This window comes from Prevotella herbatica, assembly GCF_017347605.1.
Taxonomy (GTDB): Bacteria; Bacteroidota; Bacteroidia; order Bacteroidales; family Bacteroidaceae; genus Prevotella; species Prevotella herbatica.
On record NZ_AP024484.1, the window covers coordinates 2,017,590 to 2,044,472 of the forward strand.

Sequence of the window (26,883 nt, forward strand, 5' to 3'; positions counted from 1 at the left end):
TTGAAAAGTAGAAAATGACTTTTCAAGGCTTCTTTTTTTATTCAGTAAACTTAACGACGAACGACTGCTACAAAACCTCCTCTAGGCAAACAATCGATTTTAATAGTTTGCTGGGCGTTTTTAGCTGCATCGATAGCAAAACTTCTTCCATCAGGACCATCAGTGAAGAGTGTAAATGTCTTGGCGTTTGGTGCAAGTTGCTTTGGATTAAATGTCAACGTCAGCTTTTGGTCAGTTCCATTAATACCTCCCACATACCAAGTATTGTCTTTCCTTCGTGCAATAACTACTGAAGTTCCTGGGTATCCGCTCAAGAGGCGAGTTTCATCCCATACGGTAGGTAAAGTAGTAAACAACTTTTTTACCTGTGCGGGCATTGCTTCATAAGCTGAAGGACGGTCTGGATTGTGTAGTAAAGCCGACTCAAACAAAATAGGAAGAGCCAGTTCATGTGCATGTGTGGTGATATGAGGATACTGAGAATCAGTAAAAGTTCCTGGAGTGTAGTCCATTGAGCCTACTATATTTCGAGTAAATGGCAGTGTAGCATTATGGCTAGCAGCGGCATGAGTCATCTTTCCATTGTTATTGTACCACTCCGCACCATAAACCGCTTCAGTTGTCATAAGGTTTGGATAGGTGCGTTGCCATCCACGAGGCAGGGTTGCTCCATGAAAAACCACCATCAAATGATGACGAGCTGCCGATTTAAGAATGTCGATGCATAGATTCATGTCTTGTGCGTCGTCACCCTTAAAAAAGTCTACCTTGATGCCTTTGACGCCTATCTTTTCCAACCACGAGAATTCTTTTTCTCTTTTGTCGGGGTCGTTGAGTCTATAAAAAGGACCTGGTGCTCCATTGCTCACCCAATTCATACTAGAATTGTACCATACCATTACTCCTATCTTCTTTGAGTTTGCGTAGGCAACAGCATCTTCAACATTACCACCATTGCCCATTTCGTCCCATTCTGCATCAATCAAACTATAAGGCCAATGCATATAGATAGCCAAATCAATGTATTCTTTTACTCTCTTAAAGTCGCGTGAACCATGATTATAAGCCCAATAAATCCAAGACACACTTCCTGGATGAATCCAATCAGTCTTCTTTAGAACATTTGGGTCTGCAACATCGGTCACTCTTGTAGACTGAACTAGTGTAGCCAAGTTGCCAGCAAGTACAACACGCCACGACGATTTCCACTTGTCACCTTCTGTAGATTGTGATGGATCAGCAAACTCCACCTGATAAGCGTCTGGTTTCGTTTGGTTGTTCAATCGAGATGCACAATGATTGTAGGTGATATTTGATTCGGTGAGGAATAGATATAGTCCGTTTGATATTTCCATCAATGCAGGATAAGCCCACAGACGATTGTTTGGTCGGTTGGTATCATATCCAGCTGTCGTAAGGGGATAAAAGGCTTCATAGCTATCTGGAATATATTTTTGAATCCAGCGTTTAGTGCCTTCAGTGATAGGATAGATGGTTAAGTCTTTGAGAATTTTCTCGTCTTGTGAAGTCTTGATTTGATAACGGAAAGCCAAACCATCGTTGGCAAGTTTGAAGACTACCGAAAGCACCTGCTGATTGGCATTGACAAAGTTTATTGTTTGCTCTGTTTCTATCTTTGTGCTATGCGTTTGTTTTCCTTCTAAAAGTGTATAATCAATCTTGTTCTTTTTGCTCTTTCCAACTTCTCCCCATTTCAAGGAGCTAAAGTCTTGTTGGCTAGTGGTTAGTCCCATCTGGGCATTCACTAAAACGTTTTGATAGTTTTCTTTTACTTGTTTGCGGAGCGTAAAAACTGGTGTGCCATATTCCTGGCTACCTTTTTTGTCAATACTTACGTTCACTTCCAACTGTCCGTTGGGCGACGTGATTTTCACATCGGCAAATGCCACTGAAAGGCATCCACTAAAAAGGAATAATAATCCTAATTTCTTTTTTGAAAAAAGCATATTCTTGAACTGTTATTAATGTTACTATTTTAAGGTGTCACAAAGTTAGCATTAAAAATTGATATATTTGTGTCTTTTTATTAGAATTGTAGAAAATTGCAACTCTATATTGAACTTGTGAGTTCAAAATGATATATATATAGAAAACGTAAATAAGATTTGAGAGTATCAGATTGGGCACAAAAAAAGAGGCTGCGAACTTATTGTTCGAAGCCTCTGTTAATGCGTATTTGTAAAAACACTGTTTAATTGTTTCTGCCTCCGAATATTCTCAACAGATAAATAAACAGGTTAATGAAGTCTAGATAAAGGCTTAAAGCACCTGACAGAGCAATCTTCTGTGAACCCTCGCTCATATCCTGAGCCATTGCAAGCTGATGCTTGATACGCTGGCTGTCCCAAGCTGTAAGACCAACAAATAGAACAACTCCAACGTAACTTATTATCAAGTCCATTGTACTGCTCATGATAAACATATTGACAACAGACGCAATGATTAGTCCAATGAGTCCCATAAAGAAAAGGCTACCCAGACTTGTAAGATCCTTTTTAGTGAAATATCCGAAACAAGCCGTAACGCCGAATGTGCCAGCTGTGACAAAGAATGTCTTTATGATAGCGGCAGGAGCGAACGCAACAAAGATATATGACAATGTGGCACCGTTGAGAGCTGCAAATAGCGTAAACATTAATGTCGTTGAAGCAAGAGAGCGATTAGGCTTCCACACGCTGTTGCTGATTTTCCAAACCAATACGAGTTCGGCAATCATAATGCCCCAGAACACTAGTTTGTTAGTGTAGATAACTCTTAATAGGTTAGGAGATGTTGCAACACCATAGGCCACCATCCCGCTAATAGCAAGCGCGAAGGTCATCCAAAGATATACTTTGCGCATCAATGCTGGAAATGCAGCTGAAAACGCAAATTCTCTTCCATATTCTTGTTCTTTAATCTTCCTTTCAAAATCTTGTACTTCCATAATCTTTATTTTTAATTAATGCAAAAATAGTACTTTATGTAAACTATTACAAAAACAATGCCACTTTTTATAGTTTATTTAGTTCCATTATTTTTCAATAAGACAAACTGCATAGGCTGACATCCCTTCCTCACGACCAGTGAATCCGAGTTTCTCGGTTGTTGTAGCTTTAATTGAAATCAGCTCTTCGTCAATACCCATAACCTCTGCCATACATTTTGTCATTTCAGAAACGTGTGGATTAATCTTTGGTCGCTCTGCACACACTGTTGCGTCAATATTACCGATGTGGTAACCCTTATTTGAAATGAGTTCAACAGTTTTTTTCAATATAATCTTGCTGTCCATATTCAGAGTGGCTTCGCTGGTGTCAGGAAAATGATAGCCAATATCACGCATGTTTGCAGCACCCAGAATGGCATCGCAAATAGCATGAATCAATACGTCGGCATCACTGTGCCCTAGCAAACCCAATGAGTGATTAATCTTTATTCCACCCAACCATAAATCTCGACCTTCAACAAGCTTGTGAACGTCGTATCCCATTCCTACTCTTATCATTATTTCTTTTTAAATAAATCTTTTATTCCGTCTAAATCGAATGCAAGTGTAAATCTTAATGTTTGATCAAGAGGATTACTCTTTGCTGTAGCTATCACGTAACCTGCATCTAGGGTGAAAGCGTTCATTTTGAAGCTGGCTCCCACGGTGAAATACTTTCTGTTACCTTTTGTTTCGCTTTCATGATGATAACCAGCGCGCAGAGAGAACTTGTCGTTGTAAGTGTATTCGCCTCCTAAACTCCAGTTTACTTCTTTCATCTCTTCTTTAAAACCACCTGGCGCATCGCTGAAGCTCTTGAATATTCCACTTATGCTCGATACATCGTAATAATCTTTCTGTAGTCGAGCTTCATAATCTATGCTTGACTCATCGTCTCTCTGTACCGGATGAGTTGGTACAAGCAGTTTGTTGGCGTCTGCTGCAATCGTGAATTTATTGAATTCGTCTAGTGGAATCATCAACGATGCTCCAAGACGCATATTTGTTGGTATGAATTCACTGTTTTGATCGCTGCCAAAGTTAATTTTGCTTCCTATATTCGAGATGTCCAGTCCAAGTCCTAACTGGCATTCACGTTGTCCGATGGTGATGTAGTCCTGATAATAGGCTGCCAAATCTGCCGCAAAAGCACTTCCTGGTGAAGTATCCTCACTGTAATCATAAGTAAGGTCAGAATAAATCCATCTCACACCTGCTGCAATAGAGAATTTTTCAGAAAGCATTAGTGAGTAAGCCACGTCGAAAGACATTTCATACGGATTGATAGTCATGTCTCCAGAACCAGTTTCTGAACTGCTCATCATAACTTCTCCCATGTTGAAATACCTCATTGAGGCAGACACCGCACTGTAGTTGCCAATGCGATAGTAACCAGCAATTGTAGCAAGATCCATATCATTGACAAGCTGGCGCAGCCAAGGCGTGTAGTTGAGTGCTATTCCTGCACGGCTTATTGTGAATGGATACTTCGCTGGATTCCAATATTGCGAGTTAACGTCTGGATCAGTAGCAGCACCTATGTCGCCCATACCCGCAGCACGAGCATCCGGCGCAATCGTCTGAGACGTTACGGCTGTACGCACAGGATTGAAAATATCAGTCTTCTGTGCTGATGCATTCATTGCCGTAAAAATCAGCGACAATATTATAATGTATTTCTTCATATAAAGTCTTTTAGTTTAAACGTCTTTGATGACTAATTATTGTCAATCACAATCAGTTTATGCGACTTGCTTACTTTTGAACTTCCTTCAGATGAAATCTTAACACGGTATAGATAAACACCAGTGTGGAGCCTGTTTCCTCCGTCTGTACATAAGTCCCAAGTCACAGTGTAGACGCTGGAAGTTGGTATGGCTGTTTCTGAATGTTTCCACAGTATTCTGCCACTCATGTCGAAAACTTCTATCTGGACGTCCATGTCAGAACCAGTACGATCGTGGTTGACAATAAACGTGGTAGTTGTAGTTGCTGGATTATTTGACAAAGAAACCCCGAAAAGATTTGGCTCAAGTCTGTTAACTACATTGAAGTCTAGTTGGGCAGTTGATGAATTATTGAGGATGTCCCAAGATCTGAACTGTAGTTTGTGTCTGCCCTCTGTGAGTTCTGGAATGTTATAGTATGTTGTTCCACTCTTGTATGTTCCGAAATCATAACTGAAATTATCGTTCAGATTATAGGTCATTGTGGCTTTACCATCTATGATAAGTTCCAAGTTGTGACCAATTCCACTTCCAGTGACGTTTATTCCGTTCTCGTCTTTAATTTGAGCCACGAAATATGGGGTGGTGTTCACGTTTCCACCGTTTTCAAACGAAGGAGAATTAAGATAGCAATATATTGCGGGACCTATTGAATCGTTTGCGTCTACATCAGATCCACCTACCTTGAAGTGATCAGAATGTCCGTTTGCAGTTATTGACCTATCGTTGTTTACGGCATATAGGTTTATAAGTCCAGTACCATCGCTATAATTTATGTCTTTGGGTACAGCGAAAGAAAAAGCAAACTTGCCTGCTCTTACACTGTCTGAACCATTATACAATAATTTTGTGCGGTCGTAATATTCAAATGCACTGTCTGCTTCGGTAGGATCATTTAGTCGGCATGTTATTAGTTCTTTTGAGTCTCTTACTGTAGCCGTGATAATTCCGGTTAGGGATGTTGTATTTTCTACGTGTCCCGATATTTTGGCAATGCTGCCACCTTTGAATATAGGTAATGTTGAAGACAATGTAGAAATCCCGTTGATCGAGTCGACTACAATATTTTGTCTTGGTTTGATGAGTGATATTGCTGGGTCTCCAAGCAATGAATATTGTAGTTTGTTGGTTGTAAGATCTTTGCCGGTAATTATCATTTCTGTCTTTGCCAACCTTTGTGCGTCACCTATTGTATTCGCTTTTCCGCCTGTGTAATCAAGCACATAATTCAGATACGCCATGTTTAGCACCTTATTGTATTGGGCATAAACAGTTCGTGTTGTTCCGAAGAAAGCCACTGCGCCACCGTTCTCGTTCAGTACGGCTGCCTCTCCAATTGTTGCTGTAGTTCCGTCAAAAGGCATGATATCGCATGAGGCTGTGATCCACAAGGGTAAAGCCTTATTCTTGAATGTGGCAAAGTCGTTAAGTCCAAGCACTGCCTCGTGTGAAATCATTATTTCAGAGCCATGTCCAGCGTAGTCCATTATAAGGGCTCCAGTGGCTTGTTGCTGTTTAATGATTTTCGTAACATCAGGGTAAGTGTTTCCTGTAGTAGAGGTCTCTCTCTTATAAGCGTCCCAAATCACTTTTTTTATTAGATAGTTTGGATACTTCTCTGCCATCATGTCGGCTGCAGTGTTGGCATCGTCCATGTGTAGGTTCTGGTTGCCGTCATCACCCATAAACATCATTGTGTTTTGCCAAGCTCCTGCATTTTCATTGGTTACGTAGTTAATGGTCTTGTCAACCATAATCTTTGCCTCGGCAGCCGATGTTACAGGAAATCTTCCAACCGAAATGTCTGGAGTGTCTTTTCTTTGTGGGTCGCCTCCTTCACCGTCATCAAGAAGTGCGTAGAAACCATCATCAACGTAGCATGTGATTGAATTGAAAGAATTTTCGCTTTCGTAGCATAATAGATAATCATCCTTGTCGTATGTCTTTGTGTCTGCAGTGAGCATTCTGTTGTCCCATACACCGTCGCCAAACAAGAGCAGATATTTTGGCGCTTCTGCTGTTGTAGTAGCTCGGTCGTAGAGCATCTTAAGATATTTTCGATAGGCGTTAGCATCAGGTGTTCCGCTTGAAAACTCATTATACAGTTCGTCAGCCTTCACGATGTTAACGCTTAATGAGTCATGAGTCTCATGAAACTTTTTTAGTCTTTCTGCTTGCTCAAGTAATTTTCCCGATGTGGAAATTATTATTACCATGTCAGCTTGTTTGTCAGCATGGTGGTTTTGATTTGAAATGTTGCTTACGTATTCAGGAATAGGAAATGTACCTTTCGAAATATCAGGAGCTGCAATAGGAGTATCCCATGCCATAGATACATAATCCATACGGATAGGACCGCCAGATAATGCCTTTATAGAAACGTTTTCCTCGTTCTTTAAATTATTTATATAATACGTATTGCCTGCCTCGTTACCGTTGTCATAACTTCCCAACGAAATATCCAGTGTGCCAAGTATCGAGTCGTTAAGCATTACCTGCACCATCGAGTTATTGCCTGCGCTAACGTTTACCGATAGCTTTCCGCTTTTGGCATTGGCTGTATTATTGAGAATTATATTCTTACTGTTTCCAATTGTAATCTCTTCCTTGTCAAATAGGTTTCGCCCTCCATGATACCATGAATATCCGTCTACCTCATAAAAAGAATGATAGTCATCTGCTGAAGGGTAGAATGAATTTATGAAGGTTGCTGAATCAACAGTCTGCGGTTCTATGTCGTTTTGTGTGATGAAATAATATCCGTAATCAGAATAAGGATTACGGGTACGTCTGCTTGCATCGTTGCTACTCCATGAAATAGAACCTCGACCATAAAATAATCTCTTTCCGTTAACATTGCATAATGCCACTTCTTTCAAATCATCATTGGTAATAAGTTCATCCTCATTGAGCACTTCGTTTTGAAGATTTCCACCATAACCATAAACGTGGACCTTTGAAATGTCAGAGAATCCTGCCTTTCTTATAAGCGCATCTGTAAGTTCAAACACACCTGATGATGCAATCTTTATCTTTGCCCAGCGCCCTGATGAAAGCACTGAAGATGGTGCGTATCTTGATGATAAAACAGTTGATCTTGAAATTGCTGCCGATGATTTGGCTCTAGTTTTGCTGATTGCTGATGACTCAACTTTTAGCATGTAGCTTGCCAATATGCGGTAATGCCCATCACGAAAAACGATGGGGCAGAATGATACCACAAGGCATGGCTGTTTGCTATTTACAGCAATAAACTGATTTATTACAGGCAATTCAGATAAAGTGGCACCGGATATCTTGTTGTATTGATCAATGTTAGCTTGTGGCAACTCAATAAAGTCGGGATAGAGAATGCTTACTTTATATATAGAGTCTTGATAATCAAGTCCAAGTGGAAGTGAATACGTGACATTAGGCAGTGCAGAATCGATCTTTACCTGATCGTAAGTCAGATTAAAGAATCTCTGTGAGGCTGATAGCGTGAAGCAAACAGCCAACATCACTGTTGCCAATATATATTTAGCGAAACATCTCAAAAGAAAAGCATTATTTGAAAATATTTAGTCAGCGACCTATTTGCAATTAAAATCCAAAAGTTTGTAGTCTTCTAGGTAACCCTCCAAGTGGTCGTCAATATGTACAGGACCGCAACCTGTAGGGCAACCGGTATAAAGTAGATCGCCTGTCTTTATTGTGAAATAGCGACTGATGTAAGAAATGATTTCATCAACTTTGTAAAGCATGTTACCAGCGAAACCTTCCTGCACAGTATTACCGTTGATGTCAAGATGAAATTGCAAAGACTGAATATCTTTAAGTTTTTCTTTCTCCATCCAGTCTCCAATCGCAGCCGAACCGTCAAATCCCTTGCTTATTTCCCAAGGCTTTCCTGCATCTTTCAACTTCTTTTGCAGTTCACGTGCAGTAAAGTCAATTCCAACAGTCACAGCATCGTAATATCGGTGGGCGAAACGCTCTGGAATAGTTTTTCCCAGTTTGCATATTCTCACCACTAATTCTGTTTCATATTCAATCCTTCCCATGTCATCGGGAATGAAAAAAGGTTTTCCGTCTTTCAGTAAAGCAGTGTCAGCCTTTGTGAAAATTACGGGTTCTTCTGGTTTATTTAACGTGCCGTGTAGTTCTTTATTGTGCTCGGCATAGTTCATTCCAATAGCAAAAATCTTCATATTGTTTGTAGCTTTATAAAGGAAATCGGTAAATAAGTCTTTTCCTGTATTATTGACAAAGGTAAATAAAGTTGCCGGAATCACAAAATAAAAAAATGTTTTTTGCAAATTAAGCTTATGTTTACATAATACGAAATCCACCTCTTATGATACGAAAAACACACCGTTCTGTTGTTTGATTTTGTTTAATTTTGCAGTCGTTATATTTTTAATTATGAAAACAAAACTAATAATCAGTCTATTTTTGTTATTAGCGTTATCGCCGATGCAGATTGTCGGAAGGGGCGCATCTAAAAAGTTTTATCCTGGTGAAATTTGGAAGGACAACAATGGTGTCCACATCAATGCTCATGGTGGAGGTGTGATAAATTACAATAGTACATACTATTGGTTTGGTGAATACAAGTCTGATACAACCAGCTCGGCGATGGTTGGAGTAACTTGTTATTCTTCAAAAAACCTTGTTGATTGGACAAATCGTGGAGTGGCGCTTGCTGTATCTGACGATGAAAGCAGTGACATTGCTAAAGGATGTATATTGGAACGCCCAAAGGTTGTTTACAACAAGAAGACAAAGAAGTTTGTTATGTGGTTTCATCTCGAGTTAAAGGGGAATGGGTATTCTGCTGCTCGCTATGGTGTGGCAGTAAGTAACAATGTTGCTGGACCTTATAAGTATATTCATTCGGGACGAGTAAATCCTAATATCTATCCTATTAATATGATAGGTAAAGATACAGTTGATGTAAATTCTCATTACACCGACATGATGGCATTGAAGTGGTGGACTCCTGAATGGTATGATGCTATAAAGAAGGGTTTGTTTGTAAAAAGAGACCTAGCAAGCGGACAAATGGCACGTGATCAGACTGTTTTTGTTGATGAAGATGGAAAGGCTTATCACATCTATTCATCTGAAGATAATTTGACTTTGCAGATAGCAGAACTCACAGACGACTATACTGCTCATACTGGTAAATATGCTAGAATGGCTATTTCAGAAATGAATGAGGCTCCAGCTGTATTCAAGAGAAACGGTGTGTATTGGATGATTACAAGCGGATGCACAGGATGGGCACCAAACAAAGCTAGATTGTTTACTGCAAATAACATTATGGGACCATGGAAGCAGTTGCCAAATCCATGTATCGGTAAGGGAGCGGACTTAACATTTGGCGGCCAGAGCACCTATGTATTGAATGTGAATGGGGAATTCATCTTTATGGCTGACGTCTGGAGACCTGAGCATCCAAGTGATGCGAGGTATATTTGGTTGCCAATAGAGTTCAAAAATGACAAACCCATAATTGAGTGGCGCGATAGTTGGAGTTTGTCTGATTTTAATAAATAATAACGAATTACGAAAAACACCCCTGCTTTTACGAAAAACACACCTTATGTATTAAAGTCTGTTTGGTATATTTGCAGAACGAAAACATTTTATAACAATAATCTATCTAATAATTAAAACTTAAATGTACGTTTATGAGTAATAGTCTAAAGCATTTCTCCGGAAAACATTTGTTGTTTTCTACGGTTTTAGTTTCAGCCTTTACTGTCGGCTTTCCACTCGTTTCAAGAGCTGGTGTAGACGCAGTCAATACTGTTCAACAGTCCGACGTCGTTAAAGGACATGTTCTTGACGCCAAGGGCGAGCCTGTTATCGGTGCCACAGTGAAAGTTAAAGGCGCCAAGTCTGGAGTCATTACTGATGTTGATGGTAATTTCGTCTTGACAGGAGTAAGTGGTGGCGAACTTGAAATCTCTTATATTGGTTATGTGACACAAATTGTCAGTTCCAAGAAAGGTACCCCTTTGAAAGTAGTCTTAAAAGAAGATTCTAAAGTTCTTGATGAAGTTGTTGTCGTTGGATTTGGTACACAGAAAAAGTTAAATCTGACAGGTGCTGTAAGTGTTGTCACTGGTGATGAAATTGCTGCACGCCCTGTACAAAATGCAACGCAGGCACTTCAGGGCCTTATCCCTGGTTTGCAAATCTCTTCTAGTAGTGGTACATTGGATGCTACTCCTAATATTAATATTCGTGGAACAGGAACTATAGGTGAAGGTTCTAGTGGTTCTCCATTAATATTGATTGATGGTATGGAAGGTGATTTAAATACTCTAAATCCTCAGGATATAGAAAGTATTTCTGTACTTAAAGATGCTGCTGCTTCATCTATATATGGTTCTCGTGCTCCTTTTGGTGTAATACTCGTTACTACCAAAAAAGGTGGTGCTGGAAAAGTAGTCGTAAACTATAATAATAGTTTTAGATGGAGCTCTTTGATTCATGGAAAACACATGATGAATTCTGTTGATTTCGCAGCATGGATGAACGATGCCGATTATAATAGTGGTAATGGTGTCTTTTTCGATAACGACAGAATGAAACAGATCGTTGCGTATCACAATGCAACACCAAATGGTCTTGGACAGCGTATAACAGCTGATGGCCAGAAATTATATGCAATCGGTACTAGTAATGGTACTTCATGGCAGGATGGATATGGTTATGGAATTGATGATGTTGATTGGTATGATGTTGTTTATAAAAATACAGCATTCTCACAGGAACATAATGCAAGCGTAAATGGTGGTAATCAGAGCTTTAATTATTATGCTTCTTTAAACTATTTGGATAATGGTGGTTTTATGAAGATGAGCGAAGATACTTACAAACGTTACAACGGAACAGCTAAAATTAATGCAGAATTGGCAAAATGGATTACAATGAGTTATTCAATGCGCTTTACTCGTACAGACTATCAACGTCCTTCTGCATTAACAAATGGTTTGTATAGTGACATGGCACGACAGGGATGGCCAGTATTACCATTATATGATCGTAATGGATATTATTATTCTTCACCATCTCCAGCTTTAGCCTTGGCAACTGGTGGACATGATAATACTCAAGAGGATACTCAATATCATCAGTTAGGCTTTAAGCTTGAGCCAATTAAAAACTGGGTTACACATATTGATTTTAATTACAGAATAATGAATGCCGATCGTCATTGGGATTCTCAGCAAACATATAATCACGATGTATCTGGTCAACCTGTAATCTATAATACAAGCTCAAATGTGCATGAAGATCTTAAAAAGGAAAACTATCTTAACTTTCAGGCTTATACTGAATATTCAATGAGCATAGCCGAAAAGCATAATCTACATATCTTGGGTGGTTTCCAGACAGAACAGCTTAAACAAACTGTTTTCGGATTGCAGCGTGATGGTATTTTGGATCCTAGCAAACCAGAAGTTGACTTGACATCAGGACTTAGCTATACTGGTACTCCTGTAACTCCAAGTGTTAATGGTGCTCGTAACCAATGGCAGACAGCTGGATTCTTCGGACGCTTTAACTACAACTATGATGAGCGTTATCTTTTAGAGGCAAACCTTAGATATGATGGAACATCCCGTTTCCGTACTGATAATATGTGGAAATTATTCCCTTCTGTATCTATGGGTTGGAATATTGCCAGAGAAAAATTCTTTGAGTCACTATCAAAGAATATTAATACTTTGAAATTAAGAGCTTCTTATGGTTCTTTGGGTAACCAGAATACTGATAATTGGTATCAAACATACCAGACGATAACATATTCTCCTTTTGCAGGAACTTACTTACAGAATGGTACAAACACAAATATAACAGGTGCACCTGGTCTTGTTTCTACTTCTTTAGGTTGGGAAACTGTTGAAAGTTATAATGTTGGTCTTGATTTTGGAGCTTTTAATAATAGATTAACGGGTAGCTTTGACTACTATGTTCGCAATACAAAGAATATGATTGGTAGTGCTCCTGAATTACCTTCTATTCTTGGTACAAGCGTGCCAAAAACTAATAATACCGACTTACGTACAAACGGTTGGGAATTGCAGGTTAGTTGGCGTGACGTTTTGCAAAATGGTTTAGCTTATGGTATTACGGTTAACTTGTCTGATGCAAGGACAAAGATTACTCGTTATCCTAATAACCCTACAAATTCTATTGATACTTATATTGCTGGTCGTTACAAGAACGAGATATGGGGTTATGAGACACAAGGTATTGCGAAGAGCCAGAGTGAGATGGATGCTCATTTAGCTGTAGCTGACCAAAGCTCACTTGGTAATAATTGGGGTGCAGGTGATATTATGTACCAGGATTTAAATGGTGATAAGAAGATCACATCTGGTGCACGTACACTTACCGATCATGGAGATTTAAAAGTTATCGGAAATAGTACACCTCGTTATTTGGTAGGCTTGAATTTGAATGCAAGTTGGAAAGGCTTCGATATAAGTGCATTCTTCCAGGGAGTGTTGAAACGTGATTCTTGGGTAGGTGATTCTTGGAACGGTCTTGAATATATGTTTGGAGCTACGGGCAGTGGACGCTGGTGGTGCTCTGGCATAACTGGAGTATCAGATTATTATCGTGATGCAAGTTCATGGTCTGTTGCAAATGGATATCAAAGCGCAAATACAGATGCATTCCTTCCTAGACCAACTTGGAGTGACAAGAATGTTCAGTGTCAAAGTCGTTATTTAGTGAATGCAGCATACATGCGTTTAAAGAATTTGCAAATTGGTTACTCTTTACCAAAGTCAATAGTTTCAAATTGGGGAATAACAAATTTGCGTGTATTCTTCTCTGCTGAGAATCTGTTTACTATAACTAGTGTCCCTGATCAATATGATCCTGAGACAATTGGTTATGACAATAAAGGTAATAAGAATAATGGATACCCATTATCAAAGACTGTAGCTTTTGGACTTAATGTAACATTCTAAAACGATAAAGATATGAAACTATATAAAATTCACATACTAGCACTGGCAATGTCGGTAGGACTTGTTTCTTGTAATGATTATCTAAAGCAAGATCCACCTTCTTATCTTACTCCTGAGAGTTTTTATACTACGGAGTCTCAGGTTCAAGCAGTTGCAAACCAATTCTATCAAGATGTTCTTCCTGGACATGGTGCTTGGGATTATGGAACTTATAATAATGATAATAACACTGATAATCAGACTTCTTGGTCTCCAGATAATAAATTTGGAACTGGGTTGTATAAGACAAGTAATACGAATGGTGACTGGTCTTGGTCTAATATCAGAAACATAAATTATCAATTAAATCAGATATTAACTAAATATAAAGCAGGAGGTATTAGTGGCTCTGATGTAAATATTCGTCAGTATATTGGTGAAATATATTTTATGAGAGCTTATTGCTATTTTGATTTATTGAAGAAATTTGGCGACCTTCCTATTATTACAGCACCTTTGGCTGATAATGAGGCTATTCTTGTTGCAGCTGACAAACGTCAACCATGTAATGAGGTTGCTCGTTTTATAGTCAGTGATCTTGATTCAGCTGTAACTTACATGAAAGAAGACTTTGAATCTAAGCATACAAGAGTTTCTACAGATGCAGCATTGCTGTTTAAATCTAGAGTTGCTTTGTTTGAAGGTTCATGGTTGACAAACTTTGCTGGAACTCCTTTTGTTCCTCAGGGAACAGGCTGGCCTGGAGCTACAAAAGATTATAATAAAAATTATGCATATCCTTCTGGCTCTATAGATAAAGAGGCGCAGTATTTCTTCCAGTTGGCTGTTGACGCATCAGAAAAGGTAGCTGAAAAGTATAAGAACCAATTGGTTACTAATACAGGAAAGATACCTCAATCATTATCCGATGCTAATAATCCATATTTCAATATATGGGGCACAACCGACTGTTCAAACACACCAGAGGTTTTATTGTGGAGACAATATAGTACTTCTCTGGGTGTGAATAATGATGTAGAGGTTGCTGTGCAGGCTGGAGATATCGGTACAGGTTTCACTCGTAGCTTGATAGAAGGTTACTTGATGAAAGATGGTAAACCTATTTATGCATCTGATTATCAATATTGTGACACATCGTTGACACAAGTTGCTACAAACCGCGATCCACGCCTTACAATCTTCCTTAAGGTGCCAGGACAGACCAACTGTTTTAAAAACATGAGTTCTTCTGAGGATCATTACGTTCAAGTTGAGCCAGTGCCTAATATTAAAAGTAAAACAAGTGAGACAGGTTACGTAACTGGATATACTATTCGTAAGGGTGGTACTTTTGATAGACAATTATGTGGTAATGGTAAAAGTTATAATGCATGTGAAATATTCCGTGCAACAGAAGCTTTACTTAATTACATGGAAGCAGAGTATATGCTTACTAATAATTTGAGTTCTGGTAGAATATTGGAGTATTGGAAAATCGTTCGTCAAAAAGCTGGATTCTCTGGCGCAGCTATTGATCCTACTGTAACGATTCAAGCTACCGATATGAGTAAAGAAACAAGGGATTGGGGTGCTTATACTGCCGGTCAATTGTTAACAGATAAGGTTTTATACAATATACGTCGTGAGCGTCGCAGTGAACTTCTTGCAGAAGGACTCCGCGGTATGGATTTGCAACGTTGGCGTTCTTATGATCAATTGATGACTACTCCTTGCCATGTTGAAGGCTTCCACTTGTGGAATACTCCTATGCAAGGTTGGTACACTGGTCTTAAGGGTGACGGTTCTTCAAGTTCTAATGTATCTTCTCCAAATTTGAGTGAATACTACAGACCTTTGGAGGTCGTTATGGCTAACAATAACTTTAAGGATGGATTAACATGGCACATGGCTCATTATCTTGAACCATTGCCTATACGTCAGTTCTTACTTACTGCATCAGACCATGCATCAATAGATCAGTCTCCGTTGTATCAGAATCCATATTGGCCTACAACAACTGATCAACCTGCCGAAAAATAGGCTTTATTATATAGGATTATAGTTAACATTGGAGTCAGTCAAAAAATATTTTGGCTGGCTCCTTATTTTATATTCTCCTTAAATTATTATTACCTTATCAGCAAGAACAATTATAATGGAGTTTATCTGATTTTAATAAATAATAACGAATTACGAAAAACACCCCTGCTTTTACGAAAATAAGCCTAAAAAGGGGGCTCTTTTTTGTAATTTTGCATAATAATAACTAATAATGTACTCAAAACTCTTAATGAAATGATCATGTATAATGTAAATCTATCACCTTGACGATCTTCCTGTTTTTGGGAAATCTAATTATGAAAACCAATACCGATGAAAATTTTAAATGTTTATACGAAGATTAATAACTATCAGTTAATCCAATGTAAATTATTAATAATTTAATGTCAATAATTAATATGAATTATGATTTTAAAAATCGCGCAACTTGTTCATTCATGTTTGTCGCGATTAGTCTGATTTCGCCTTTCTCAATAAAAGCTAAGGCTGTTGTTTCTCCTAATATCAATGCAGTGGAACAGCATCAGACATTACATGTAACAGGTACTGTTGTAGACAGTAATGGCGAAAGTGTTATTGGCGCCACAGTACGAATAATAGGGGAAAAACAAGCCACTATTACCGATATGGACGGAAAGTTCAGGATTGACGCGCCTGCTGGTGCCGTGCTTCAGATCTCTTCGATTGGCTATGAACCACAGAAAGCTAAAGTTTCTTCAAGCCCTTTACGTGTTACAATGGTGGACAATTCAACTATGTTGAAAGACGTACAGGTTGTTGCTTATGGAACACAGAAGAAAGTTACTGTCACTGGTGCTATTTCTGGCATAAAAGGGTCTGAATTGTTGAAGACACCAGTAGGCTCTATCACCAATATGCTTTCAGGTGCAGTTTCAGGTTTGTCTTCTATCCAATATTCAGGCGAACCAGGAGCTGATGCAGCCTCTGTCCTTGTACGTGGTAAAGCAACATGGGCAGATTCTTCTCCTTTGATACAAGTTGATGGAGTTGAAAGAGATTTCAATGAAATAGACCCGAATGAAGTTGAGAGCATAACGGTGTTGAAGGATGCTTCTGCTACGGCTGTTTTTGGTGTTAGAGGTGCTAATGGTGTAATCCTTGTTACTACTAAAAGAGGTAAGGAAGGAAAAGCGCATATTTCTGTATCAACATCTGCAAGTGTTATCATTCCTACGAATATGTTGAAGCTGGCTAATTCTTATGAATATGGTAGCTATTATAACCAAATGCTTAAGAACGATGCAGCTGATACAAAAACACCTTTCTCAAGTGAGATTATGCAGAAGTTTAAGGATCATTCTGATCCAATCAGATTTCCGGATACCGATTGGATAGACTATTGCTTTAAAAATGCGGCTTTGCAAACACAGCATAATGTTAATATTTCAGGAGGTACAGAGAAAGTGAAATATTTCGTGTCAATGGGTGCTTATACTCAGGACGGACTATTTAAACAGCAGTCTTTACCTTATGATTTTAACTTTAAGTATCGTCGATTTAACTATCGTGCAAACTTAGACTTTGAATTAACAAAGGCAACTACATTGTCTGTGAATATAGGTGGTAGAGTTGACAATAAAAATACTCCATATTCAGGCGAAGACAACAATCAGTTGTTCCGACATTTATATTGGGCAACACCATTCTCTAGTCCTGGTATCGTAGATGGAAAGTATGTCATGTCTGCTACTAACTATGATGATTATCAGTTGCCATTTGTTGGTGCAAGTGGTCTTGGTGCATACTATGGTTTGGGCTATATGGCATCAAGTACCAATACTCTTAATGCTGATATTATCTTAAATCAGAAATTAGACTTTATAACAGAAGGTCTTTCCATGAAAATAAAAGGTTCATATAATAGTGATTATACTGTTACTAAGCAACGCAGTAGTAGTGCTGCTACGTATAATCCGGTATTGCAGCCTGATGGTTCAATTGAATACAGAAAGAATGGTACGAATTCTCAGTTAGGTTATGGAGAAGCATTTGGTAAGGGGCGTAACTGGTATATGGAGGCTAGTCTTGATTATGGTCATTCTTTTGGACTTCACCATGTCGGAGGTTTATTGCTGTATAATCAGTCAAAGAGATATTACCCATCACAGTATTCTGATATTCCTACAGGCTATGTAGGCCTTGTTGGACGTGTAACATACGACTGGAATAATAGATATATGGCAGAATTTAATGCAGGTTACAACGGCTCAGAGAACTTTGACCCAGATAAGCGTTATGGTTTCTTTCCTGCAGGTTCTGTTGGTTGGATAGCAAGTGAAGAACCATTCTTTAAGAATTTGAAGGATGTTGTGTCTTATTTTAAGATAAGAGGTTCATGGGGACTCGTTGGTAATGATAAAGTAGGTGGTGACCGTTTTATGTATACCTCAGACCCTTATGGAATCGGAGGAGGATACAACTTCGGAACAAATGTATCAAGTAACAAACCTGGATCTTATGAAGGGCAGAAACATAACAAGAATGTAACTTGGGAAACATCATTCAAGCAGGACTATGGTGTAGATATGAATTTCTTAGGCAATCGCCTTAAAGCTACATTTGATTATTATTACGAAAAGAGAAAGGATATTCTTCTGCAGAATATGACTGCTCCTACAGTGTTGGGATTCACACTTCCATACGCTAACCTTGGAAAAGTTGATAGTTGGGGATATGAACTTACATTGAAATGGGGTGATAACATCACAGACAAATTTCGCTATTGGATAGAAGGCAATCTTTCTTATAATCAAAATGAGATAAAAGAAATGTATGAGGCGCCTCAGAACTATGATTACATGTACCGAAAAGGTCACCGTATAGGTTCTAGAGATATACGTCAATTCTGGGGACTTTATGATGAGACCGCAGATGCGCGTTATTATTCACAATATGGTAAACACATAGCCGAGCATTCTGGTGGTTTATTACCTGGCGATTGTGTGTATGTAGACTTAAACGGGGATGGTGTTATTGATGCCAATGATGCTTCATATAGTTTAGGACATACAGACGATCCTGAATATATATTAGGTCTAAACTTAGGCTTTTCATGGAAAAATATTGAGGTGTCAACTCAATGGACTGGAGCATGGAACGTTAGTCGTATGCTTGATGAAACATTCCGTCAGCCTTTAGGAGATACAGGAAATAAGGGTTTGCTTAAGTATCAATACGACAATACGTGGACACCAGAAAATCCAGATCCTGATTCAAAATACCCACGTGCAACAATGGTTCATGCGTCAAATAACTATGCAGGTTCTACTCTTTATGAAGTCAATGCAAGTTACTTGCGTCTTAAGAGTATGCAGATTGCTTATAATTTTGATTTTCCATTTATGCACCAAATTGGTATGAATCAGTGCAGTCTGGCCCTCAGTGGATATAATTTGCTAACATTTACTAGTTTCAAGTGGGGAGATCCAGAATCAAGAACAAGTGATCGTCCTTCATATCCATTGACAAGGTCGTTTGCTTTGACACTTAAATTAGGATTCTAAAAAATAAAAGAATAAACAATATGAAATTAAAACATATATTTTTAGGAGCTATTGCGCTCTTGGCGTTAAGTGTGACCTCAGGTTGTGTGGATGAAGTCAAATTTGGTAACAGCTTTTTGGAAAAAGCTCCTGGTGGTGATGTAACTAAAGATACTATCTTTAATAATGCTGAATATACAAGAGATTTTCTTTGGAATACATACAGTAAATTATATTATGGTCTTCCATATTATTGGGACGGTGGTGTAGGTGTTAAAATGAATACTGGAGTATTTGAGGCTCTTTCTGATAGTTGGCATAGTCACAATTCTTGGGACGAAGTAAATCGCCAATTTTATTCAGGTACTTACCTTCCAGGTAATGCTGGTAAATTTAATTATTGTGGCGAGAATGTCTGGTCTGCCGTTAGGGCTGCATATATATTCTTGGAGAATGTAGATAAAACTCCTGGTATAGATGACGCTGAAAAAACAAGGCTTAAAGCTGAGGCAAAATGTATTATAGCTTCACGCTATTTTGATATGTTCCGTCATTATGGCGGACTGCCTATTGCAAAACAGTCTTTTGACGGTACAGAAGGTGTTTACGATTTACCTCGTGCGACTGTAGAAGAAACTGTTAATTTTATGGTTAAGTTGTTGGATGAAGCTGCTCCTCAATTACCATGGGTTCTTGATGAAGCAGATAGATCTAACTGGGACGGACGTTTTACTAAGGCTGCCGCAATGGGATTGAAATGTAAGATATTGGTTTTCGCTGCATCTCCATTATTTAATTCTGCAACCCCTTATTGCACAACAGGAAACCAAGAGGCTAATGATAAACATCAGGCTTGGTATGGAGGATACAAACCGGAACTGTGGACAGCATGTTTGCAGGCTTGCAAGGATTTCTTTGATGCTGTTCAGACCAATGGATATTATCAGTTAGTTCAAGCTGCGGGAACTACTCCAGGACAATATCGTGCAGCGTTCCGCAATGCATATTCTAGTCGTGGAACAACTGAAATGCTTATCTCTACTCGCGTAAAGTATAAAGGTTATGCCGGTGATTGGAGTGACTGGGATTCTAAGTTTGTTACAGAATGGAATGCATTTGGAGGATATACTCCGACAGAAGACTATATGGAAATGTTCCCTTGGAAAGACGGTAGACCGTTTGATTTTAATAAGGAGAATAAAAACAACAGTCTTGACACGATGTTTGTTAATAAGGATAATAATTTTGATCTTACTCGTGATCCCCGTTTATATGAGACAATGATTGTGAATAATGTACAATGGAGTCTTAACGATAATGGTAATATGAGCGGTCGCCGTGGAGAGCTGTGGATTAATGGACGAGAAGCTAGCAGTGGTCCTTCATCTGAATCAGGACAATATGCAACAGGTCTAGCCAATAATAAATTCTATATGAATAAGGATGATGAAAAGGGTAGGGTTACATGTTGGCCTTATCTGCGACTCTCAGAAATGTATTTGATTTATGCCGAGGCATTAGCACAGAACAACAGTTTTGATGATGCGATAAAGCAAATTAATGTTGTGCGTTCACGTGTCGGTTTGAAAGGGTTAAAGGAAAGTCAGCCTGAAACAGATTTCAATGATAAGACTAACTTAATAAATGCTATTCTTAATGAACGTGCCTGTGAACTAGGATTTGAAGATACTAGATTTTTTGACATGATTCGTTACAGAAGAGCTGATCTTTTCGAGAGAACACTTCACGGACTTAGAATATTCAGACAGAAGGATGGCAAGGATTATAATTTCTCTTATTCTGATAAAAAACAAGGCAGTGAAGGTTGGGAAGCATCGCAGCCGACACATTTCAGATATGAAAAATTCCCATTAGGAAATGTTGCCCGAGTATGGTGGACAAATTTTGATACTAAATGGTATTTGTCAGCATTCCCACCAACAGAAATAAATAAGGGGTATGGATTGACACAAAATCCTGGTTGGTAATTTTTTTTAATGAAAGAATACAAATAATATTATTATATGAAACGACATATATTATTAGCCGCAACATTAATGCTTGGCATAAACTCTTTTGCACAGGGGCTTGCTGACAATATTGTAGGTGAAATTGTAGATAAATCTGGTAATCCAGTATCGGGTGCTATGATTGGTGTGCTTAGTGCTCCTGAAATAAAAGTATATTCCGACAGTCATGGACAGTTTGAAATTAGCGCATCGCAGAATGATAAATTGATTGTAGATGCTCCTGACCAGTCAAAGAAGCAGGTTGTTGTGAATGGCAATAAACGTATAAAGATCGTAATGGATCATGCTTCTCAACCCGTTAACATTGGCTTTGGTATAAAGCAAACTGTTGGTGAGTCGACAATGTCTGTTGCCTCTGCTGCAAATTCAGATTTCAATAATCGCTCTGCAAAGAATATTGGAAATTCTCTATTTGGTAATGTTCTTGGTTTAACAACATTGCAAGGTACAGGCGATTACTCTTCTTATGAGCCAACTTTCTATGTAAGAGGATTGCAGACTCTTGCTGGCAAGAATCCATTGGTGATGGTTGATGGTATTGAGAGAAATATTTCCTATATTACTCCAGAAGAGGTAGAAAATGTAATTGTATTAAAGGATGCTCCTGCTGTAGCTTTATATGGATACAAAGGCGCAAACGGTGCAATTAATATTATAACAAAGCGTGGTAAATACAAAAGTAATGAGATAAATTTTTCTTACGACCATGCATTTAATTGGGAAGAGCGCAGACCTGAATTTGCTGATGCATATACTTATGCCAATGCAATGAATGAGGCTTTCGTTAATGACGGTAAGTCTCCTAAATATTCAGCTTTAGAACTTAATGCTTTCCAGTCAGGCAAATATCCATATCTTTATCCTAATGTGGATTGGATAAAAGAATGTTTCAAAGATGTAGGTGCAAGTAATATCTTTAATCTTAGTTTCCGTGGAGGTGGCACACGAATGCGTTATTACACATTGATCAATCTTCAGGACAATCAAGGATTTGTTGCTAATCCTAATATGAATGATGGGTATTCAACACAGAATAAGTATTCTAAAGCCAATTTCAGAACAAACCTCGATATTGACTTGACAAATACAACTAAGGTTCTTGTTAATATTGATGGAACTTTATTGGAAACTCTTCGACCAGGACTGTCAAGCGATAACTTGTGGGATAAAATTTATACAGTGCCAGCGGCATCCTTCCCAATTAAGACAGAAAGTGGATTATGGGGTGGCAATGCAACTTGGGACGGATATTCTAATCCTGTTGCACTTACAGAAGGTCGTGCTTATAGCAAAGCACACACTAGAGCTTTGTTTGCTGATTTGACATTAAATCAGGATTTATCAGCAGTTACAAAGGGACTTAGTGCATGGACAAGATTAGCTTACGATAATATCTCTGCATATTGGGAAAACCATACAAGAGAGTATCAATTTGGCAGTGACGCTGTGTCTGAATGGACAAATGGAGAGCCTTCTGCATATTCTCATTACACAGGCGGTAAGGATGGAACCATGAGTTCTGACAGTAAACTCGACTGGCAAAACAAGAATTTTAATTTCGGCATTGGCGCCAATTATGATAGAACATTTGGTAATCATTCAATATCTTCTGTACTTATGTGGAATTATGAATACCGAAATAGCAATGGCCAGAATAATACTTGGTATCGTAACAGTGCTTCTTTGTATAATCATTATGGTTATAAGGGAAAGTATTATGCAGATTTGTCTTTAACAATGGCTGCCTCAAACAAATTGGCCCCTGGTCATCGTTGGGCATTCTCTCCTACAGTTTCTGCTGCTTGGGTGCTGTCAAAGGAAAACTTTATGAAGAATATCTCTTTTGTTGATTTCTTGAAATTACGTGCATCATGGGGTATAATCAATGTTGACAATATTCCTGCTGAAGGATATTGGGAACAAGCTTTCACTGGTGGTAATGGATACAATTTAGGTGGAAACTATGATTGGAGTAGTGGATGGCAGGAAGGTCGTTTGGCTTCAACAAGTTTCACTAATGAGAAGAGCTATAAGTATAATCTAGGTCTAGACGCTTCTTTGTTTAAAGGATTGAATGTAACATTAGAAGGATTCTATCAGCGCAGAAGTGATATCTGGGTATCTGCTGGTGGTACAAACTCTGCGGTACTTGGTGCCGATAGTCCATATATTAATGGTGGAATTGTAGATAACTGGGGATTGGAATTAGGAACAGACTATACAAAGAGCATTACTAGTGACTTGTTAGTTAATGGAGGTCTTAATTTTACATTGTCAAAGAATAAAATCGTTGATGAGCGTGAGGAACCACGTGCATACAATTATTTGAGACGTACCAACAATTCTGTTGAGCAGATTTATGGCTTACAGGCAATTGGTTTCTTTAAGGATCAAGCAGATATTGATAACAGTCCTGCACAACAATTTTCTCAGGTAAAGCCTGGAGACATCAAGTATAAGGATCAGAATGGCGATGGAGTCATTAATGAAAATGATGAAGTTAAGTTAGGTTACAATTACGTTTGCCCAGAAATCTATTATTCTTTCCACATAGGAATGGAATACAAGGGATTTGGTTTTAACGCAATGTTCCAAGGCGTAGGTAACTATACTGCCGTATTGAATACTAAGTCAATGTATTGGCCTTTGATAAACAATACCAATATTAGTAACTATTATTATGAGAATCGTTGGACTCCAGAAAACACGGATGCCAAATTCCCACGTCTTACATCAGAGAGTAATGAAAATAACTTCCGAACAAATTCCGTTTGGTTGGAAAACCGTTCGTTCTTGAAGTTGAGAAATGTAGAATTGTATTACAAGTTTGCTAATTCTTTACTAGCTAAGACAAAATACATAAAGACCGCAAAGGTTTATGTAAGAGGCGTTGATCTGCTGTGCTTTGATCATATCAAACAGTCAGACCCTGAACAATATGGGAATAATTATCCATTAACTCGCTCTGTTGTGGTAGGAGTGGCTCTTGGTTTCTAATTTTAATCTATACAACAATGAAAATAAAAACAATAATCGGCGGTTCAATCTGCTTATTGATGCTTGCAGCATGTAACGATGAACTTGATTACACTGAATTCAATAATTACGATAAGGATTATGTGTTCACTGAATTTTCCAACACAGTTGGCTTTGTTACAAATATATATGGTAAGCTAGATTATGATTTCGGCTCTTATGGTAATGGTATGTTGGCTTCTGCCTGCGATGAGTCGGAATATGCTTGGCGCTCAGGTAGTGTAAACGACTTTACCAACGGAGCTTGGAGCCCATCTAATTCAAAGTCTAACATTTGGTCTGACAGCTATTCTGCGATACGTGAAGCTAACTATTATCTTGCAACCTGTGATAAATGTGATTTCTCACAGTATAAATTCAATCAGGATTACATTGCTCAGATGAGTCGTTTCAAAAGATTGAAATTTGAAGTACGTTTCCTTCGTGCATATTATTATTTTAATCTTGCCAGACAGTATGGTGCCGTTCCTTTTACGACAGAGGTTCTTACGGATAAACAAGCAAATAGTCTAGGAAGAACTCCTGCCGATGATATCTTTAAGTTTATCGTTGGAGAGTGTGACGCAATTTGTGACAGTTTACCTGCTGACTATTCAAAGCTAGGTAATGATGCTGCTGCAAACGAAACAGGAAGGGCTAGCAAACTTGCAGTGTTGGCACTCAAAGCACGAACTTTGCTTTATCAGGCAAGTCCATTGTTCAATGAAAAAAATGACATTGAAAGGTGGCATCAGGCTGCTTTGGCAAGTAAGGCTGTTATTGATTCATGTGGAAAATATAATGTGAAACTCGGTAAATATAGTGACTTGTGGGGTGCTGATAACTGGAAAGCCTCAGAAATGATTTACGTTAGGAGAATCGGAGATCTTAACAGTCTTGAACGTAATAACTTCCCGATTGGTGTTGAAGGCGGAAATTCTGGTAATTGCCCTACTCAAACCCTTGTTGATGCCTATGAAATGAAGACCACGGGCATGCGCTGGAATGAGAATGGAAGTGGGTATAATCCAGATAAGCCTTACGATAATCGTGATCCTCGTTTGGGAATGACAGTTGCTTTGAATGGTGACAAGTCTTGGCCTACATATAATTCCACTCCATTACAGACTTATTATGGTGGTGTGAATGGTGAGCCTATTGCTGGAGCTACTCCAACAGGATATTATCTCAAAAAGTATCTTGATGCATCTGTAAACGTTTCTGCAACCAATTCTAACAGTAAGCGCCATTCTTGGATAACTTATAGGTTGGGCGAGTTCTATCTTGACTATGCTGAGGCTGTGTTTAAATACCTTGGCAGTGCTGATGCAAAAAATGTAGAACTTACAATGTCTGCAAGTGAAGCTGTAAATGTGATACGTAACAGAAGTGATGTAAAGATGCCAGCATTTCCTGCAGGACTTTCAAATGAGGCTTTTTGGAATAAATACGAGAATGAGCGTATGGTAGAGCTTGCTTTTGAAGGACACCGTTTTTGGGATTTGCGCCGTTGGAAAGAAGGCAGCAAGTTATCTTCAATAACAGAGATGCATATTGTGAAAAATCAAGATGGGTCTTTCTCTTATAATCGTGAAGTCGTGAAGCGTAATTGGGATGATAAAATGTATTTGTTCCCGATACCTCAGTCTGAAATATTAAAGCATAATAATTCTAATTTCACACAGAATCCAGGTTGGGATAAATAATATAAATTATACAACAATGAAAAAAATCAAATATATTATATTGGTCTTTGCGTTTTGCGGTGTTGTCTCTTCTTGTAGCGACAACTTCACAAACATTGAATTCTCTGGATATACAGAAAAACCTGTAACTCTGGATGCTTCGGCTATTTCGTATGATTCATTGCCAGGAAGTATAAAACTTAAGTGGGAACAAACATCTCCTGCTTATGAGTATATGAAGATTTCTTATGTAAATCCTTCTGACAATAAGTTGGTAACTACTGTCGTTTCAAAATATACCGATTCTCTTGTTATCAGCAATACGTTAAGGAAATACGGAGCCTATTCTTTTCACTTCCAAGCCTATAATGCTCAGAACGAGAAGGGCGGTGTCACTGATTTCAATGCAATGTCGGGTAGAGCTAAGGCTATTGTAACGGTAAACAAAACCAAAGTAGCTTTGACTGCAACTCAGTTGAGCACAGACGATCAGGAGCCAACAGAAGGGCCTATCAAGAATCTTATTGATGGTGATGCAAACACATTCTTCCATACAAGATGGAGTAGCCCTCAGAAGGCTTTGCCTCAATATATTCAGATTGATTTGAATGAGAGTCATAAGAATTTTGTCATTTGGTATAAAAACCGTAATGGATCACAAGTTGGACCTCAAGCTTTTGACCTTCAGGTAAGTAGCGATGGCACAACTTGGGAGACGATAGGAACCGTAAATACAAACCTTCCTTCAGGAAGTAAAGCAGAATACACCTCTGATGTTTATTCTGCAAAGAATGATTTTACTCATTTCAGATTTGTCGTAACCAAGACTTTTGGTGATGTCAAGTATTTTAATCTTTCTGAGTTTGCTTTCTATGATGCTCAAATAATAATTAATGACCCTGAATCAAAATAAAAA

At 38.5% G+C, this 26,883-nt stretch carries 14 protein-coding genes; 8 read left to right on the forward strand and 6 right to left on the reverse strand.

The window, feature by feature from the left end:
• Positions 1 to 50: 50 nt before the first annotated feature.
• From prwr041_RS07490 to prwr041_RS07515, 6 genes are all read right to left on the reverse strand, one after another.
• Positions 51 to 1,967 carry a glycoside hydrolase family 97 protein gene (locus prwr041_RS07490; RefSeq protein WP_237072175.1) on the reverse strand — a complete coding sequence of 639 codons (1,917 nt, stop codon included), beginning with the start codon at positions 1,965 to 1,967 and terminating at the stop codon, positions 51 to 53.
• A 245-nt stretch (positions 1,968 to 2,212) separates the two neighbouring features.
• Positions 2,213 to 2,947: a Bax inhibitor-1/YccA family protein gene (locus tag prwr041_RS07495; RefSeq protein WP_207153210.1), complete on the reverse strand. Its 735-nt coding sequence runs from the start codon at positions 2,945 to 2,947 to the stop codon at positions 2,213 to 2,215.
• A gap of 87 nt (positions 2,948 to 3,034) precedes the next feature.
• A complete protein-coding gene (ispF, locus tag prwr041_RS07500) occupies positions 3,035 to 3,508 on the reverse strand; it encodes a 2-C-methyl-D-erythritol 2,4-cyclodiphosphate synthase (protein WP_207153211.1) in 474 nt (157 codons plus the stop codon).
• Entirely contained in the window at positions 3,508 to 4,674 is a 1,167-nt protein-coding gene (gene porV / locus prwr041_RS07505; protein WP_207153212.1) for a type IX secretion system outer membrane channel protein PorV, read from the reverse strand. Before porV ends, ispF begins: the two co-directional genes overlap by 1 nt.
• A gap of 32 nt (positions 4,675 to 4,706) precedes the next feature.
• Positions 4,707 to 8,252: a type IX secretion system sortase PorU gene (gene porU, locus prwr041_RS07510; protein ID WP_394370787.1), complete on the reverse strand. Its 3,546-nt coding sequence runs from the start codon at positions 8,250 to 8,252 to the stop codon at positions 4,707 to 4,709.
• 36 nt (positions 8,253 to 8,288) lie between these two features.
• Positions 8,289 to 8,906, reverse strand: coding sequence for a fumarylacetoacetate hydrolase family protein (locus prwr041_RS07515; protein ID WP_207153213.1), 618 nt, complete (start codon positions 8,904 to 8,906; stop codon positions 8,289 to 8,291).
• 265 nt (positions 8,907 to 9,171) lie between these two features.
• Between prwr041_RS07515 and prwr041_RS07520 the strand changes: the two genes are divergently transcribed.
• From prwr041_RS07520 to prwr041_RS07555, 8 genes are all read left to right on the forward strand, one after another.
• Positions 9,172 to 10,257, forward strand: a complete 1,086-nt coding sequence (locus prwr041_RS07520) for a glycoside hydrolase family 43 protein (RefSeq protein WP_237072342.1) — start codon at positions 9,172 to 9,174, stop codon at positions 10,255 to 10,257.
• A gap of 134 nt (positions 10,258 to 10,391) precedes the next feature.
• Entirely contained in the window at positions 10,392 to 13,694 is a 3,303-nt protein-coding gene (locus prwr041_RS07525; RefSeq protein ID WP_207153215.1) for a SusC/RagA family TonB-linked outer membrane protein, read from the forward strand.
• A gap of 12 nt (positions 13,695 to 13,706) precedes the next feature.
• Positions 13,707 to 15,713, forward strand: a complete 2,007-nt coding sequence (locus tag prwr041_RS07530; protein WP_207153216.1) for a RagB/SusD family nutrient uptake outer membrane protein — start codon at positions 13,707 to 13,709, stop codon at positions 15,711 to 15,713.
• Positions 15,714 to 16,117: 404 nt separating this feature from the next.
• The gene (locus prwr041_RS07535; RefSeq protein WP_394370788.1) at positions 16,118 to 19,258 is read left to right on the forward strand and encodes a SusC/RagA family TonB-linked outer membrane protein; all 3,141 of its coding nucleotides are present in this window, start codon (positions 16,118 to 16,120) and stop codon (positions 19,256 to 19,258) included.
• A gap of 20 nt (positions 19,259 to 19,278) precedes the next feature.
• Positions 19,279 to 21,225 carry a RagB/SusD family nutrient uptake outer membrane protein gene (locus prwr041_RS07540; RefSeq protein WP_207153217.1) on the forward strand — a complete coding sequence of 649 codons (1,947 nt, stop codon included), beginning with the start codon at positions 19,279 to 19,281 and terminating at the stop codon, positions 21,223 to 21,225.
• 36 nt (positions 21,226 to 21,261) lie between these two features.
• Positions 21,262 to 24,264 (forward strand): SusC/RagA family TonB-linked outer membrane protein, encoded by a 3,003-nt coding sequence (locus tag prwr041_RS07545; RefSeq protein ID WP_207153218.1) that lies wholly within the window; start codon positions 21,262 to 21,264, stop codon positions 24,262 to 24,264.
• Positions 24,265 to 24,281: 17 nt separating this feature from the next.
• On the forward strand, positions 24,282 to 25,988 hold the full coding sequence (locus prwr041_RS07550) for a RagB/SusD family nutrient uptake outer membrane protein (protein ID WP_207153219.1): 1,707 nt from the start codon (positions 24,282 to 24,284) through the stop codon (positions 25,986 to 25,988).
• Between the two features lie 16 nt (positions 25,989 to 26,004).
• Positions 26,005 to 26,880 carry a discoidin domain-containing protein gene (locus tag prwr041_RS07555; RefSeq protein ID WP_207153220.1) on the forward strand — a complete coding sequence of 292 codons (876 nt, stop codon included), beginning with the start codon at positions 26,005 to 26,007 and terminating at the stop codon, positions 26,878 to 26,880.
• The last annotated feature ends 3 nt before the right edge of the window (positions 26,881 to 26,883 follow it).